This window comes from Deminuibacter soli (genome assembly GCF_003412455.1).
Lineage (GTDB): Bacteria > Bacteroidota > Bacteroidia > Chitinophagales > Chitinophagaceae > Deminuibacter > Deminuibacter soli.
Genome location: NZ_QTJU01000006.1, coordinates 287,087 through 302,270, shown reverse-complemented (window position 1 = coordinate 302,270; position 15,184 = coordinate 287,087). Strand labels below are relative to the sequence as shown.

The window sequence follows — 15,184 nt, the reverse complement described above, 5'->3', positions numbered from 1 at the left end:
TATTTGTTTGCATTTGGTTACACAGTTCAATAGCTAAAACAAAAGCGGCAAAAGAAATGTTCGTACAACACGGCAAGTGTGCAGGTGGTTTTAGTCCGGTTAAAATTCCCGCTGTTCTCCGCCGCAAAGCCTATCGTGTAACCGATATGATCAACCACAAAATCAGTAAAACAGCCAACACCGCCGCAGGCAATATGCTGCGGTTGATGAGCTGCTGTTGTTTTTTCTGTTTCAGGGTATCCTTTATGCGTTGCAACAGCAACGTGTCGGTACCTGCTACCTGTTGCAACAAGGCACAAACCGCCCGGGTATAGGCCAGGTTTAAGGGCCTTGTACAGGCGAGTGCGTGTATTACAATATTGACATTGGCCTGCGGGTTTTCGCTGCGTTGCACCACTTCCAGGTTATATTCGCTCAGCAGTTGTTGCAGTTGAAACAGCAAAGCATCATGATGAATGCGGAAAAAATCCTGGCGGTGTACCGTTTCTTCCAGCGTTATCATTTGCCGGGCAATCCAGTCGGCTGTAATGCCATGCTCCATTGGCCGCTCGTTCAAAAAACGGTAATGATAAAAACGCTCGTAGTTATACGCCTCGCGTTTGGCAGCATCAATAAGCGTGTCGTAGGCTTCCTTTACTTCCCTGAAATGGAGCTCAGCCATATGATTGCCGGTATTTTTATCAGGATGATAGCGCAGCGCCAGCCTGCGGTAAGCTTTTTTTACCTCATCAGCAGATGCTGCCGGACTAATGCCTAATATTTTATAATAATCCTTTAAAGCCATGCTGTGTGTTGCGGTGTAAACTTAAGGCATCCCGCTGTAACAGGTTATAATTTCTGTTTATATACGTACCTTAGAAACCTAACTTATTATTGTCGCAAAAAATATCATGATGAAAAAACTGATGCTTGCCGCCTGTATCACTGTACTGGCCTGCTCTTTCACTTTCTTTAAAAAAACACCGCGCATTCTTGTGTTCTGCAAAACGGCCGGTTATCATCACCAGAGTATTGCTGTTGGCAAGGTTGCCATTATGCAGCTGGGTGCAGCGCATCATTTTGATGTGGATACTACCGCCGATTCAACCGTGTTCACCGATAAAAACCTGAAAAAATATGCAGCTGTGGTGTTCCTGAGCACTACCGGCAATGTGCTGAACGATGAACAGCAGGCTGCGTTTGAAAAATACATCCGCGCAGGCCACGGCTTTGTAGGCGTACATGCTGCCACAGACACTGAATACGACTGGCCCTGGTACAACAAGCTGGTAGGCGCTTATTTTAAAAGCCATCCCAAACAGCAGGAAGCGGTATTGCATGTAACCGATTCAAGCTTTATTGCCAGCAAACACCTGCCAGCAACCTGGAAACGCAAAGATGAATGGTACAATTTTAAAACCACCAACTGGGATGATGTGCATGTACTCATCACCATCGATGAAAGCAGCTATACAGGCGGTGAAAACGGCAACTATCACCCCATGAGCTGGTACCACAACTATGATGGCGGCCGTTCTTTTTATACTGAATTAGGTCATACCGATGAATCTTATGCAGACCCGCTTTACCTGCAGCACCTGCTGGGAGGTATTGAATACGCGATAGGAGAGTAATAACATTGCATTATACAAAGCATGCCGGTAAGTGTATACCACCGGCATGCTTATATGTCCTGGTCAAACGGACCCGCTACGATCATCTCGCGTGTCGGTTTCCCGAGCCGACCTCAGCCCTGGCCTGTTATTTACAACCTGTAAAATATACCGGTTATGCCAGCGATACATTCCATTCTTGAAACTGCGTTATATGTCGATGATCTTGAAGTAAGCGTTCAGTTTTACCAGGATCTGTTCGGTTTCAAACTCCTGTTTGGCGACAGCAGGCTAAAGGCACTCAACATTGCCGGCAGACAGGTGCTGCTGCTGTTCCAGAAAAAAATGTCACTTACGCCCACACTGTTACCCGAAGGCATTATTCCCCCGCACGACGGCGATGGCCCGGTACACATGGCCTTCGGCATTGCTGCTGCGGAAGAAGCGCAATGGGAAACTTTGCTGCAGCAAAAAGGTATTGCCATTGAAAGCAGGGTGTTCTTTAAAAAAGGGTGCAGCATTTATTTCCGTGATCCCGATAATCATTTAATAGAACTCGCCACCCCCGCCATATGGCAGTTTGAAGAAACGTGAAGGCGTGAGAGGAAAGCCATCGACAGTCGACAGTCGAGACGATCGCAGCAAATTTTGATGCCCCCTTTCCAACGCTGTTGCCCGGTGCCCCCACCAGCAACTAATTTCCGCTTCGATCACTCATCACTACTCACCAGTGATTCCCTCACTCCCCTTCACCCCATACACCTTCCTATACACCATCTCCTTAACATGACGAAACCCCGCTTCACTATTGTCACTGCCGCTGTGCAGCAGGTGCATCGGAACAAACATGGCATCTTTTGTATAAGGTGGCTGCAGGTAGGGGTAGGGGAAAATAGTAAACCCCAGTTTCTGGTAAAACCCGATGCGCCGTTTGGCAAAAGGCGATTGGTGTTCATGTTCCGATTCCAGTACCAGCAAACGGTATTGCTGTTGCAGCAGTTGAATAACGGCAGCGCCAATGCCTTGTCCGCGCAGGGTTTCCCTTACTGCAATGTGTTCAATAAAAACAAAGCCGGGTAATAACCACCAGCTCACCATGCCGCCAAACTGGTGTTGCACATTTACCGATGCCAGTTGCAGGCTGCCTGTTGCTGCCAGTATGGTTTGCAGGTGCCAGGGGCGGCGTTCAGTTGCAGGAAAACTGCTTTCATACAATGCATGTACGGCGGCTGGAATATCGGTGGTATGCTGTATAAGCTGAACCTGCATAATAAGGCTTTAAAATCGCTGGAATATACGGTAATCACAAAAATAAATAAACCTGCCATTTTAAAGCAACCATGCATTTGCCGTTATGCCTATTGCATAACCTAACTGGGAGGCTATGGCCACCTCAGTAACAGTCTGCGGCAATGGTTTCCGGAATCGATTACGTAAACAAAATACCGGGCAATGGCGTTTTTGCCGAAATTGCCGCCGGTAGAAATGATTGCACAAACAAAGGCTGCAGGGATACTACCTGCAGCCTTTTGTTCAGCACAATTGCCGCAACCAACATTTATACGTTTTACCGTGAAGAAACAGCGTTTAACGATTGTATTATTACTTGCCTTTGGCCATATGGCAATGGCACAGCAGCAGGTACGTTTAATTACAGGCTGGGAGTTTTTGAAACAGGATCTGGGCGGCATATGGGAAGCGGTACGTCCTGTAACAGCAGGCAACCCTGAAAGTGTGCCGCTCTGGCAAAAAGTGCAGCTGCCGCATTGTGTAAATGCCACAGATGCAGTTGACCCCGATGTAAATTACTACCAGGGACCAGCCTGGTACCGCACCAGTTTAAACATCAATAATCCCTACGCCAACGGCCGTACGCTGCTGCATTTTGAAGGTGCAGGGCAGAAAACGGAAGTATATGTGTACACCACGAAAGTAGGTGCACATACCGGCGGTTATGATGAGTTTACGGTGGATATTACCGATGCAGTCGCAGCCTTTCAGCAAACCGGGGTATGCAAAAAGCAATTCAAGGGAAAGGTACCGGTAAGTATACGCACCGATAATTCGCGCGACCTGGAAATGATTCCTTCCAGCTTGTCGGATTTTAACGTGTATGGCGGCATTTACCGTTACCTGAACCTGGTATATGCACCTGCATTGTCGATAGATAAACTGTTTGCACAGGCAGGCACAGATGCTGCCGGCAAACAGGGTATGCTGGATGTGCGTGCAAGATGGTACAATCCCCTGCACCTCGATAGCGCAACCATCACACTGCAACTCAGCGATCCGCAGGGTAAAACCATACAGCAGGCAACCCTGCCTGCAACCAGCCTGCAGCAGGAAATGCAACTGGTAAAATGGAATATCAAAAAGCCGCAGCTATGGCAGCCTGATCAGCCATTTTTATATACGGTAACAGCTACCATTACAGCGAAAGGACAAAGCTTTACACAAACAGAACAGGTTGGCTTTCGCAATTTTGTGTTTGAAGCAAACGGTCCGTTTATGCTGAATGGCAAGCGACTGCTGTTACGCGGCACACACCGCCACGAAGACCAGGCAGGTGTTGCAGCCGCGATGACGGAAGACATGATCCGCAAAGAGTTGCTGCTCATAAAAAACATGGGCGTGAACTTTATGCGGCTTGCGCACTACCAGCAATCACGCGAAGTATTACATCTGTGCGATAGCCTGGGCATACTGGTTTGGGAAGAAATTCCCTGGTGCCGCGGCGGGCTGGGTGGTGCTGTTTACCAGGCACAGGCCAAACGCATGCTCACCAACATGATTGAACAGCACTACAATCACCCGGCCGTGGTCATCTGGGGTTTGGGTAATGAAAATGACTGGCCCGGCGACTTCTCTACCTTCGATAAAGAAGCCATCCGTTATTTTATGAAACAACTCAACACGCTCTCGCACCAGCTGGATTCAACACGCAAAACAGCCATCCGCCGCTGCGATTTTTGTAAGGATATTGTGGATGTTTATTCGCCATCCATATGGGCAGGCTGGTACCGCGGTTTGTTTACCGAGTACAAATCATCTACCGAAGAAGAGTTCAAAAAAACACTGCATTTCTTTCATGCAGAATGGGGGGCAGACAGTCATGCAGGCCGTCATTCTGAAAATCCCGATAAAGCACTGCAAAATATAAAAACAGGTAGCGGTACAGATGAACGCTCCGGTGATGCCTCTCTGTTCGGCGGTGCGGCAAGGGCTTCAAAAGATGGCGACTGGAGTGAAAGTTATGCCTGTAATTTGTTCGACTGGCATTTGAAAGAACAGGAAACCATGCCCTGGCTCACCGGCTCTGCGCAATGGGTGTTTAAAGATTTTTCCACTCCTGTGCGCCCTGATAACCCGGTGCCTTACATGAACCAGAAAGGCGTGGTAGAACGCGATTTAACACCCAAAGAGGCATACTACGTGTTTCAGTCATACTGGACAACACAGCCCATGGCACACATTTACGGTCATGGCTGGCCTGTGCGCTGGGGGAATGAAGGTGAAGAGAAAATGGTGAAAGTATATTCCAACTGCAGCGAGGCAGAACTGTTTGTCAACAACAAAAGTTATGGCACTAAAAAACGCAACAGCCAGGACTTTCCTGCTGCCGGCTTACGCTGGAACGTTGTGTTTGCAAGTGGTGACAATGAAGTGCGTGTAGTGGCGCGTACAGGTAAAACAGTTGTTGCCGATACCATTCAATTAACTTATGAAACAAGGAAATGGGCTAAGCCTGCCACATTGGTGTTACGCAAAACGGCAGAAGCCAACGGCATTGCAACTGTTGAAGTACAGTTGAAGGATGCTGCGCAGGTGACCTGCCTGGATGCCACTGCCTTTGTACGTTTTGGTATTGCGGGCGACGGAACCTTAATTGACAATCAGGGCACCTCGTCTGGTTCACGTTATGTGCAGCTCACAAACGGGCGCGCCATAATACGTGTACATACCAATGGCGGCAAAAGTGTGGTAAGTGTGCAAAGCGCCGGTTTACCTACAGCGCTGCTGCCGTTATAGCAACAGGCAGGCTTACAGGGATCACACCATGAATCAATGAACACGTTTTAGATGCAAACGAAACGAATAGTATGGAATGCAGCTTTGCTGCTTTGTTTAATCAGCACAGGTATTGCCTGGCAACACAAAAAGCTGGTTAATCCTGTGTATGCAGAAGCTGCGAAAACCCTGCGTGCGCAGGTATTGCGCGAAGCAGCACAGGCCATGCAGGAGGCGCCTGTTACCGTAACGGCGCAAACCTGTGTACGCAGTGCGGGCGGCAAACATGATTTTTATTCTGAAGGTGACTATTGGTGGCCTGATCCGCAGCATCCGGATAGTCCGTACATACAAAAGGATGGTTTGACCAATCCCGACAACTTTGTCGCACACCGGCTGGCAATGATCCGCTTCAGCCGCATTATTGGTGCATTGGCTTCGGCCTACAAGTTAACACACGATGATAAATATGTACGCCAGGCGATGCTGCATGTACGCGCCTGGTTTATAGATACTGCTACCTGCATGAACCCTAACCTGCAATACGCGCAGGCCATTAAAGGCAGGGCAACAGGCAGGGGTATCGGCATCATCGATACTATTCAGCTCATGGAAGTAGTGGAAGGACTGGAAGCAATGGAAGCATCCGGCATAATTGGTGCGGATTTGCTTGCCGGTGTACGCAACTGGTTTAATAAATACCTGTTGTGGTTAACCACGCATCCCTATGGCAAAGACGAAATGAACGCTGCCAATAACCACGGTACCTGCTGGGTAATGCAGGTGGCTGCCTTTGCCGTATTTACGCACAACGATACCCTGCAGCAGTTTTGCAGAGACCGGTTTAAGAACCTGCTGCTGCCTTCACAAATGGATGCAGACGGCAGCTTTCCACGTGAGCTGAAACGCACCAAACCATACGGGTATGCTATTTTTAACCTCGATGCCATGAGCACTATCTGCCAGTTGCTGAGCACCCCGTTGGATAATTTGTGGTTGTACAAAACACCGGATGGCCGTTGCATGCAAAAAGGCATCGCTTACCTGTATCCCTACCTGCGCGATAAAAATACCTGGCCATTTCAGAAAGACGTGATGTTCTGGGATCAATGGCCGGTAGCGCAACCTGCATTAATATTTGGTGCGGATGCCTTACAGCAGCCGGATTGGCTCAATACCTGGAAACAGCTGGAACATAACCCGCAGAACGAAGAGGTGATCAGGAACCTGCCGGTACGTCACCCGCTGATATGGGTAAAAGAAAACAAGGCGATATAACAGTTGCACCATCAGAACGAACATTTCGCAGAACATGCTTTAAATACCAGGTATGCAAAAATTAATAGGATTGGCAGGTGCGGTTGTTTGGGCTGCAACCCTAACAGCGCAGCCTGTGCCACTGAAAAAAATAATGAATGATGCTGCAGTACAAACCATGTGCCTGCTGAAGAATACGGATTCCATACGTACAAGGAATGCCGAACTGGTATCGCCCAGGACACTGGAAAAAGGCGAACTGAAACTGGTGCCTGCAAAAGACTGGACCAGCGGCTTTTTTCCCGGCGTAATGTGGCAGCTCTATGCGTATAATCACGGGCAGCAATGGCGTACGAATGCCGAAAAATATGATGCACTGGTTGAACCGGAACAATGGAATGGTGGTACGCACGATATGGGCTTTAAAATCTACAGCAGTATCGGCAATGGCTACCGCCTTACCAATGATGCACATAGCAAAGAAGTCATTATACAGGCTGCCAAAACACTTAGCACGCGGTTTAACCCCAAAGTAGGTTGTATCCGCTCATGGGATCATCACAAGGAAAAATGGGCCTATCCCGTTATTATCGACAATATGCTGAACCTGGAGCTGCTGTTTGCAGCAACGCGTTTAACCGGTGATTCTTCTTTTTATAAAATAGCAGTGGCGCACGCAACCACTACCATGCAGCATCATTTCAGGGATGATTACAGCTGTTTTCATGTAGTGGATTATGATACGCTAACAGGTAAAGTGCTGCAACGCACCACCCACCAGGGTTACAGCGATGCTTCTGCATGGGCGCGCGGACAATCATGGGCCCTGTATGGCTTTACCATGTGTTACCGTGAAACACATAACCCGGCCTTTCTGCAACAGGCAGAACATGTGGCTGCTTATATTTTACATCACCCGCACTTACCTGCAGATGGTGTGCCGTACTGGGATTTTGATGCGCCCAACCTACCCAATGAACCGCGTGATGCATCTGCAGCTGCTGTTATTGCTTCGGCCTTGTACGAGCTGAGTGCATACAGCAGCAATGGCCGTGAATACCGTAAGGCGGCAGATCATACATTGCAGTGCTTAACCAATCATTACCGTTCACCCATTGGTGAGAACAAGGGCTTTATATTGTTGCACAGCACAGGCACAAAGCCCTCGAACACAGAGGTGGATGCACCATTGAACTATGCAGACTACTACTACCTGGAAGCCCTGCAACGTTCAGTGAAACAGCGGAAATAAAGCACGCATGGCCGATATGCCAATTCATCTGAATAAAAGGATAAAAAGCCCGGCCGGCATTTGCAGAAGAATGAGTTAGTTGCAGTCACTATTATAGATTCAGTTTTGTTCAGTTAAGCGTTGCGTATGCGCCTTTGCGGGCCTTGCGTGAAAAAATCCTAACTGACTGACATGGATAATTGGTTGCACTAAAAACTGTATATGAAAAGATCGATTGCTTGCCTGTTTGTTGTATTATCCTGTTTCTGTTGCAGCGTACACGCGCAGCAGGATACTTCCCGCGAAGAAAGAATGCAATGGTGGCGCGAAGCCCGTTTTGGTATGTTTATTCACTGGGGCGATTACGCACAATTGGCCGGTAGTTACAAGGGGCATGAAATTGGCCGCGGTGGTGAATGGATCATGAACCGCGGTAAAATACCGGTTGCAGACTACCAGGCGAGTGCCCGCCGGTTTAATCCCACGAAATACGATGCAGATGCCTGGGTACGCATGGCGAAAGATGCAGGTATGAAATACATTGTAATCACTGCCAAACACCACGATGGTTTCGCCATGTTTAAAAGTGCAGCCAGCAAATGGAATATCGCAGATGCCACACCTTACGGCAAAGATGTATTAAAACCATTGGCTGAGGCCTGCAAGAAGTATGGCATTCGCCTGGGCTTCTATTATTCGCAGGCGCAGGACTGGAACAATCCCGGCGGGGCTGCTGCACGCAAACCGGCTTCAGAAGGCTGGGCAAATCCCGATTCTGCTGCCATTGATGCATACACGCTTGCGCACAAAGGCCATTGGGATCCGGCACAAACAACGGCCTCAATGGGTGAGTACATAGACAAGGTGGCGGTGCCGCAGGTAAAAGAACTGTTAACCAATTATGGCGATGTAGCCGTGTTGTGGTGGGATACGCCAACCGATATGACCGATGAATATGCGCAAAAGCTGAAAGATGCATTAAAGCTGCAGCCACACATTATCACCAACGACCGTCTTAAACGTCCTAACTTCCCCGGCGACTATAAAACGCCTGAACAAAAAATACCCAAACCACACGAGCTGGATCATACCGATTGGGAAACCTGTATGACGATGAATGGCACCTGGGGTTATAAAAGTTATGACCACAAATGGAAAAGCGTGGAAACCCTGGTGCGCAACCTGGTTGATATTGCTTCCAAAGGTGGTAACTACCTGCTGAATGTTGGCCCTACCGCATCAGGCGAGTTTCCGGATGAAAGCATACAAAGCCTGCAAGGCATCGGCAAGTGGATGAAAGTAAACGGTACTGCTATCTACGGTACACAGGCCAGTCCGCTCGATGCACCTGAATGGGGCAGGTATACCCTGAAAAAACAGGCTGGCACTACCACATTGTACGTGCATGTGTTTAACTGGCCTGAGGATAAACAGCTGCTGATTAAAGGGGTGCAATTGCCTGTGGTAAAAGCAGCCCTGCTGGCCGGCAACCAATCCCTTCAAACCAGCACTGCTGCAGATGGTATCACCATCCAGGTGCCTGCCACAGCGCCTGATGCAATTGCCACGGTCATCAGCCTGGAACTGAAAGGAAATTTATAAATCTACTGTGCCTGTTAAGCTGATTGCTTTTTTTTACCGCAAAGGAACACAAAGGGAAAACCACAAAGTGCACAAAGAAGCCGTTTACTAAATGCCGATGAGTGACAACCCACGATTCACGATCATTCCGCCGTGATCTCGAATACATGGCTGCTCAACACCTCCGGTGTTCCACCATTTGACGGGTTGAAGCCGATGTTCATTAAATAAGCGCCGCTGTAAACTTTATCGTTCGCTGCATTGTGCGATTGCGTACCGGGAAACAGGTTGGTTTCTTTTACATGGTATTGTTTATTGGGGTCAAGGCCCTGTAGCGTAACATTGTAAAACACTTCGGCCCTGCGTGGGTAAAGGTGATAGTTGAACAGCACAGCTTTTGTTTTGTCATCATTCACATACATTACCACTGCGCGCTGGTTATCGTAGGGCGATACCAGCCTGTACAAATCACCCTTCCAGATTACTTCACTGAGGCGCTTGTAGTTGGCAATGGCCTGCTGACTGAATTGCAGCTCTTTGGCCGTGAAGTCGCTTACTTTAATATCGTAGCCGAGTTTGTCCATCATGGCTACATCTGTTTTAAACTTCAGGGATTGTTTGCCCCAGTTGGTAACGTGTGCTGCAATGGTATTGGCCGGGAAGAAGTAAGAATAGCCCCATTGAATAAAGATGCGTTCAAGCGGGTCGGTATTGTCGCTGGGCCAGAATTCGGTAAAATACTTCAACGCACCATAATCGGTACGGCCACCACCGCCCGAACACAGCATAATAGGTAAGTGCGGATACTTTGCACGAACGCGCTCAAACACTTTGTAGAGGCCGCGTGTGTAATCGATGTATAAATGTGATTGTTGCTGTTTCAGGTAAGGTGAATAAGTATTGGTCATGGGGCGGTTGCAATCCCATTTAATATACGCGATGTCTTTGTTTTCATCGAGCAGGTCAGCTACAATGTGGTATACAAAATCCTGTACCTGCGGGTTGGTTAAATCCAGTACCAGCTGGTTGCGTTCCAGGTGTTCCTGGCGGTTGGGCAGACGCAGAATCCAGTCAGGATGCTTATTGTAAAGATCGCTTTTAGGGTTCACCATTTCAGGCTCCAGCCATATGCCGAACTTCACGCCTTTCGCTGTCGCTTCCTGCACCAGGTGACCAATACCGTTGGGCAGTTTGGCTTTATTGGGCTGCCAGTCGCCCAGGCCGGCTGTATCGCCATTGCGTGGGTGGTTGTTGCCAAACCAGCCATCATCTAACAGGAACATATCAACACCCAGTTGCTTTGTTTGATCGAACAGGCCGGAGAGGATGTTTTCATTGAAATTCATTTCAGTGGCTTCCCAGTTGTTCAGCAGGGTAAGGCGTGGCTGGTTGCCATCCAGCACCGCGTAGTTACGCGCCCATTTGTGCAGGTTGCGGCTGGCCTGTCCCTTACCTGCATTGCTGTAAGTGTAAATAAATGCAGGTGTGGTAAAGGTTTCGCCGGGTTGTAGTGTATAGTCAGATGCATAGTTGTTGATGCCGGGCAGCACACGCAAAGAGTTAAGACGGTCTATCTCAAATGCAAAACGGAAATTACCGGTCCATGCCAGTGTGCCTGCAATCAATTCACCGGTGTTTTCTGTGGAAGGCTGGTTCAGCGACAGGAAGAACAGGGGAGCGCGGTAAAAATCGGCGCGTGTACCCAGTTTACTGTCTATAATGTGTATGCCATTGGTTAAGCGGCTTTCTTCCATATTCATTTCCTTGGCCCAGTCACCATGAAACTGTGTAAGCCAATACTGGTCTGCATCAAAGTGCAGCAATGCAGATGCGTATTGGGAAAGCACTACCGGCTTTTTCTCGTTATGGCTGATGGTGCTCCAGGCTTTAATTACATCTTCATTGGGGAACGCGGTGAAGTGTAATACTACTTCAACAGGATAGGCTGGATCTTTCAGCACAATATCGGTTTGTATGCTGTCTGCATTACCCGTGCTGGTATGACTTTGATAATGCAACTCCAGTGAAGGATTACCATCGTTGTGCACCATGCGTAGGGCAGGCTCAAACCAGTCATCCAGTCCGCCGCCGATATATGCTTCGTGTGTGGTTTTGAATTTGGTGTAATCCGTTCCGGCTGTTTTCCTGCCAAAATACACCTGGTACAAGCGCTCGTTTTTGCCAACGGCAAATACCAGGCTGCTGTTTTTGGTGTCGATGCTGATGGTTTTGTTTTGTGCAAATAGCGAAGCACCGTATAACATACACAGTGCGGTAAGAAGTAGCCTCATGTTTTAAGTTGCAATCGGTGAATAAAGTGTTGAAGATACAATAAAAGCGATTAGCGTTTAGCAGGTAGCGTTTAGCTTGCAGAAGCAACGGTACTGGGTACTGGTTTAAAGTTTAATGTTTAACGTGCAGTGGCTGTCAGAGTATGCGGCATAGTAAAACGCTGCCAGCTTTTGCAGGTTTGCTGCAAGCTGCTTTCGGGATTCGCTGCGATCATGCCGACTGTCGATTCTCGATTCTCGGGCGGATATGTGCGCGGCCCATCATCCCGCCACAAACTCCTTCTGGTACTTCAGCGGACTTTTACCTGTAATATCCTTAAAGTATTTATGGAAACAGGCGAAGTTGTTAAACCCGCTTTCGTAGCAGAGCTGTTTAATGCTCAGTTTGTTTTCGATAAGCAGTTTGCAGGCATGGCCTACACGTATTTCAATGAGGAATTGTGAGTAGGTTTTACGGGTGCGTGATTTAAAATAACGGCAGAACGAATTGGGGCTGATATTGGCAACACCGGCAATCTCATCCAGCTGAATTTTGCGTTTGAAATTAGCCAGTGAATATTCGTAAATGGCATTGATACGGTCGTTCTCAGCTTCTACAAATTCATGTTTAAAACCGATGGAAGAGAGCATGGTGAGTTGCTTGCAATTGGCAATGGTAATCAGCGCCTCCATCAGGTAAATGATGCGTTCCGTACCTTCTGCATACAGCAGGCGTTCCATCAGTTCTGCCACGCGTACGCGGGTTTTACCGCTGATTTGTATGCCCAGCCTTGCCTTTTCCAGCACATTGCGGATGTTCACGTTTTCGGGCAGCTGCAGAAAATGATCGCCCCAGAATGTTTCGCCAAAATGAGCCACACGTACGTCGGCATTGGTGCGGGTATGTTCATCAAAATAAAAATCATCGAAGCGCCAGTAATGTGGCAGGTGTGCGCCAACCAGCACCACATCGCCTGCTTTAAACGGCTTGATGTTATCGCCGATAAACTGCGTGCCTTCTCCTTTTTTAAAATGGATCAGCTCTACTTCGGCATGGTAATGCCATCTGTTATTCACATGGGGTACTACATCCTGGCGAACACTGAATGAATGTGCCGGACCAGTGGATACCTTTAGCAATTGTGGTCTCATTCAGATAAATATGCTTTGGTTTGCACGAAAGGAATGGAAACAGGCTAATTTACCTTACTACTATGATAAAATGTAAATTTTTTTACCGGCAGTACCTTGCTTTATTTGTACCCGGATTGTGAAATCCAATACAGGCCTGCGTAACGGAGACGCAAACGTTTCCGTAGTTTTTCGTTTCGCAGGCGGCATTATTCCTAATAACAACAAGCAGCGCGCAGCTATGAATGGTACTAAGCAAAACTTCCTGCACATACACCCCGCGGATAATGTGCTGGTAGCCTTACAGCAACTGGACAAAGGAACAACGGTACAACACAACGGCAGCTTTATAACCCTGGTTAATGATGTAGCAGCCAAACATAAATTTACTTTATATGACATGCCTGCCGGTGAAAACATTTATATGTACGGCGTACTGGTAGGCAAAACCAGCGAGGCGGTACCCAAAGGCGGCGCTATTCATGTGCACAATGTAAAACATGCAGCAGCCGGCTATCATATGGGCGAACGCAAACTGCAATGGAACCGGCCTGCTGTTGCTGCTTGGAAAGATAAAACCTTCATGGGCTTTCACCGGGCAGACGGCTCGGTAGGTACCGCCAACTACTGGATTGTAATTCCCCTTGTGTTTTGCGAAAACCGCAATGTGGAAGTGCTGAAAGAAGCCATGGCCGAAGCCCTCGGTTATGGCAAGGTAAACCGTTACGAACAGCAGGTGCAGCAACTGGTGCAACTGTATAAAAATGGCGCCTCTGCACAGCAGCTGGAAGACGCCGTACTGGAAGATACTTTCACTGAACCGCTGGCGCGCCGGTTATTCCCGAATGTAGACGGTATCAAATTCCTGACGCATGATATGGGCTGCGGCAGCACGCGCTCCGATGCAGAAGCACTGTGCGGCATGCTGGCCGGCTATTGCACGCACAGCAATGTGGCCGGGGTTACCGTGCTTAGCCTGGGCTGCCAGCACGCACAGGTAAGCATTTTGCAGCAGGAGATTGCCAAACGCGATCCGCAGTTTCAGAAACCAATGGTAATACTGGAGCAACAGAAAGAAGGTACGGAAAGCCAGCTGATGAAGAAAGCCATCCGCCAGACTTTCCTGGGATTGGTAAAAGCCAATGAAAACACACGCCGGCCTGCACCGTTATCAAAATTGTGTATCGGGCTGGAGTGTGGTGGTTCTGATGGGTTCTCGGGTATATCCGCCAATCCTGCCGTGGGTTATACCTCTGATTTGCTGGTGGCATTGGGTGGTTCAGTAATCCTGTCTGAGTTTCCCGAGCTGTGCGGGGTGGAACAGGAGTTGAGCGATCGTTGTGTAGATGAAGCCAATGCCTCACGCTTTATGGATTTGATGCGTGTGTATAACAACAGGGCAGAGGCAGAAGGCTCGGGGTTTTACGCCAACCCTTCACCCGGCAATATCCGCGATGGACTAATTACCGATGCCATTAAATCAGCCGGCGCAGCCAAGAAGGGCGGCACTTCACCGGTAACGGCTGTGCTTGATTACCCGGAGAAGGTGACACAACCCGGTTTAAACCTGCTGTGCACACCCGGCAATGATGTGGAGAGCACTACTGCTGAAGTTGCGTCAGGCGCCAATATCGTATTGTTTACAACAGGGCTGGGTACACCCACCGGCAACCCGGTAGCACCTGTGGTAAAACTCAGCACCAATACCCGCATTTTCGCTAAAATGCCTGATATCATTGATATTAACTGCGGTACCATTATAGAAGGTACAGAAACCATACAACAGGCTGGTGAACGCATTCTGCAATACGTGATTGATGTTGCCAGTGGCCTTATTCAGCCAAAGGCAGTACTGAAGGGACAGGATGATTTTATTCCCTGGAGAAGAGGCGTGTCCCTGTAGTATACTTGTCTGTTGCACCGGTGGCTGTGGGGAACACAGCCACCCTTCTTCCCCCAAAAAAAACTCGTTAAGTTCATTCTCCGAAGGAGTTCTACGGACACTATTCACCGGCTTTGGCTTTCCTCACCACTCACCGCCTCCCCACTCCTCAAAAAAATGGTAGATTAGCACTGCCGATACATCCTGTACACCGGCATCCTTCCGCTTAAAA

At 48.5% G+C, this 15,184-nt stretch carries 11 protein-coding genes; 7 read left to right on the top strand and 4 right to left on the bottom strand.

Annotation, left to right across the window (positions count from 1 at the left end; all coding sequences use genetic code 11):
- Positions 1 to 130 precede the first annotated feature (130 nt).
- Positions 131 to 784 carry a DnaJ domain-containing protein gene (locus tag DXN05_RS17115; protein ID WP_116848484.1) on the bottom strand — a complete coding sequence of 218 codons (654 nt, stop codon included), beginning with the start codon at positions 782 to 784 and terminating at the stop codon, positions 131 to 133.
- 109 nt (positions 785 to 893) lie between these two features.
- Between DXN05_RS17115 and DXN05_RS17110 the strand changes: the two genes are divergently transcribed.
- Together DXN05_RS17110 and DXN05_RS17105 are read left to right on the top strand one after the other, a co-directional pair.
- Positions 894 to 1,613, top strand: a complete 720-nt coding sequence (locus tag DXN05_RS17110) for a ThuA domain-containing protein (protein ID WP_116848529.1) — start codon at positions 894 to 896, stop codon at positions 1,611 to 1,613.
- Positions 1,614 to 1,769: 156 nt separating this feature from the next.
- Positions 1,770 to 2,186: a VOC family protein gene (locus DXN05_RS17105; RefSeq protein ID WP_116848483.1), complete on the top strand. Its 417-nt coding sequence runs from the start codon at positions 1,770 to 1,772 to the stop codon at positions 2,184 to 2,186.
- Positions 2,187 to 2,312: 126 nt separating this feature from the next.
- On the opposite strand, the gene DXN05_RS17100 is transcribed toward DXN05_RS17105, so the two are convergent.
- The gene (locus tag DXN05_RS17100) at positions 2,313 to 2,861 is read right to left on the bottom strand and encodes a GNAT family N-acetyltransferase (RefSeq protein WP_116848482.1); all 549 of its coding nucleotides are present in this window, start codon (positions 2,859 to 2,861) and stop codon (positions 2,313 to 2,315) included.
- A gap of 183 nt (positions 2,862 to 3,044) precedes the next feature.
- Between DXN05_RS17100 and DXN05_RS17095 the strand changes: the two genes are divergently transcribed.
- The 4 genes from DXN05_RS17095 (at position 3,045) to DXN05_RS17080 (ending at position 9,690) form a co-directional block, all read left to right on the top strand.
- Positions 3,045 to 5,621 (top strand): glycoside hydrolase family 2 protein, encoded by a 2,577-nt coding sequence (locus DXN05_RS17095; RefSeq protein ID WP_245975238.1) that lies wholly within the window; start codon positions 3,045 to 3,047, stop codon positions 5,619 to 5,621.
- Between the two features lie 51 nt (positions 5,622 to 5,672).
- Entirely contained in the window at positions 5,673 to 6,878 is a 1,206-nt protein-coding gene (locus tag DXN05_RS17090) for an alginate lyase family protein (protein ID WP_116848481.1), read from the top strand.
- Between the two features lie 52 nt (positions 6,879 to 6,930).
- Entirely contained in the window at positions 6,931 to 8,109 is a 1,179-nt protein-coding gene (locus tag DXN05_RS17085) for a glycoside hydrolase family 88 protein (protein WP_116848480.1), read from the top strand.
- 201 nt (positions 8,110 to 8,310) lie between these two features.
- Positions 8,311 to 9,690 (top strand): alpha-L-fucosidase, encoded by a 1,380-nt coding sequence (locus tag DXN05_RS17080; RefSeq protein WP_116848479.1) that lies wholly within the window; start codon positions 8,311 to 8,313, stop codon positions 9,688 to 9,690.
- 122 nt (positions 9,691 to 9,812) lie between these two features.
- On the opposite strand, the gene DXN05_RS17075 is transcribed toward DXN05_RS17080, so the two are convergent.
- Both DXN05_RS17075 and DXN05_RS17070 read right to left on the bottom strand, forming a co-directional pair.
- Positions 9,813 to 11,960 (bottom strand): alpha-galactosidase, encoded by a 2,148-nt coding sequence (locus tag DXN05_RS17075; RefSeq protein WP_116848478.1) that lies wholly within the window; start codon positions 11,958 to 11,960, stop codon positions 9,813 to 9,815.
- A gap of 261 nt (positions 11,961 to 12,221) precedes the next feature.
- Positions 12,222 to 13,091: an AraC family transcriptional regulator gene (locus tag DXN05_RS17070; protein WP_116848477.1), complete on the bottom strand. Its 870-nt coding sequence runs from the start codon at positions 13,089 to 13,091 to the stop codon at positions 12,222 to 12,224.
- A 220-nt stretch (positions 13,092 to 13,311) separates the two neighbouring features.
- On the opposite strand from DXN05_RS17070, the gene DXN05_RS17065 reads away from it, so the two are divergent.
- The gene (locus DXN05_RS17065; protein WP_116848527.1) at positions 13,312 to 14,973 is read left to right on the top strand and encodes a UxaA family hydrolase; all 1,662 of its coding nucleotides are present in this window, start codon (positions 13,312 to 13,314) and stop codon (positions 14,971 to 14,973) included.
- Positions 14,974 to 15,184 lie beyond the last annotated feature (211 nt).

Bases quoted from the DNA above. Each gene is read 5' to 3' on its own strand.
- DXN05_RS17095 (WP_245975238.1), top strand. From the start codon at position 3,045: ATGGCGTTTTTGCCGAAATTGCCGCCGGTAGAAATGATTGCACAAACA.
- DXN05_RS17065 (WP_116848527.1), top strand. From the start codon at position 13,312: ATGAATGGTACTAAGCAAAACTTCCTGCACATACACCCCGCGGATAAT.
- DXN05_RS17090 (WP_116848481.1), top strand. From the start codon at position 5,673: ATGCAAACGAAACGAATAGTATGGAATGCAGCTTTGCTGCTTTGTTTA.
- DXN05_RS17080 (WP_116848479.1), top strand. From the start codon at position 8,311: ATGAAAAGATCGATTGCTTGCCTGTTTGTTGTATTATCCTGTTTCTGT.
- DXN05_RS17100 (WP_116848482.1), bottom strand. From the start codon at position 2,861: ATGCAGGTTCAGCTTATACAGCATACCACCGATATTCCAGCCGCCGTA.
- DXN05_RS17115 (WP_116848484.1), bottom strand. From the start codon at position 784: ATGGCTTTAAAGGATTATTATAAAATATTAGGCATTAGTCCGGCAGCA.
- DXN05_RS17070 (WP_116848477.1), bottom strand. From the start codon at position 13,091: ATGAGACCACAATTGCTAAAGGTATCCACTGGTCCGGCACATTCATTC.
- DXN05_RS17105 (WP_116848483.1), top strand. From the start codon at position 1,770: ATGCCAGCGATACATTCCATTCTTGAAACTGCGTTATATGTCGATGAT.
- DXN05_RS17085 (WP_116848480.1), top strand. From the start codon at position 6,931: ATGCAAAAATTAATAGGATTGGCAGGTGCGGTTGTTTGGGCTGCAACC.
- DXN05_RS17110 (WP_116848529.1), top strand. From the start codon at position 894: ATGAAAAAACTGATGCTTGCCGCCTGTATCACTGTACTGGCCTGCTCT.
- DXN05_RS17075 (WP_116848478.1), bottom strand. From the start codon at position 11,960: ATGAGGCTACTTCTTACCGCACTGTGTATGTTATACGGTGCTTCGCTA.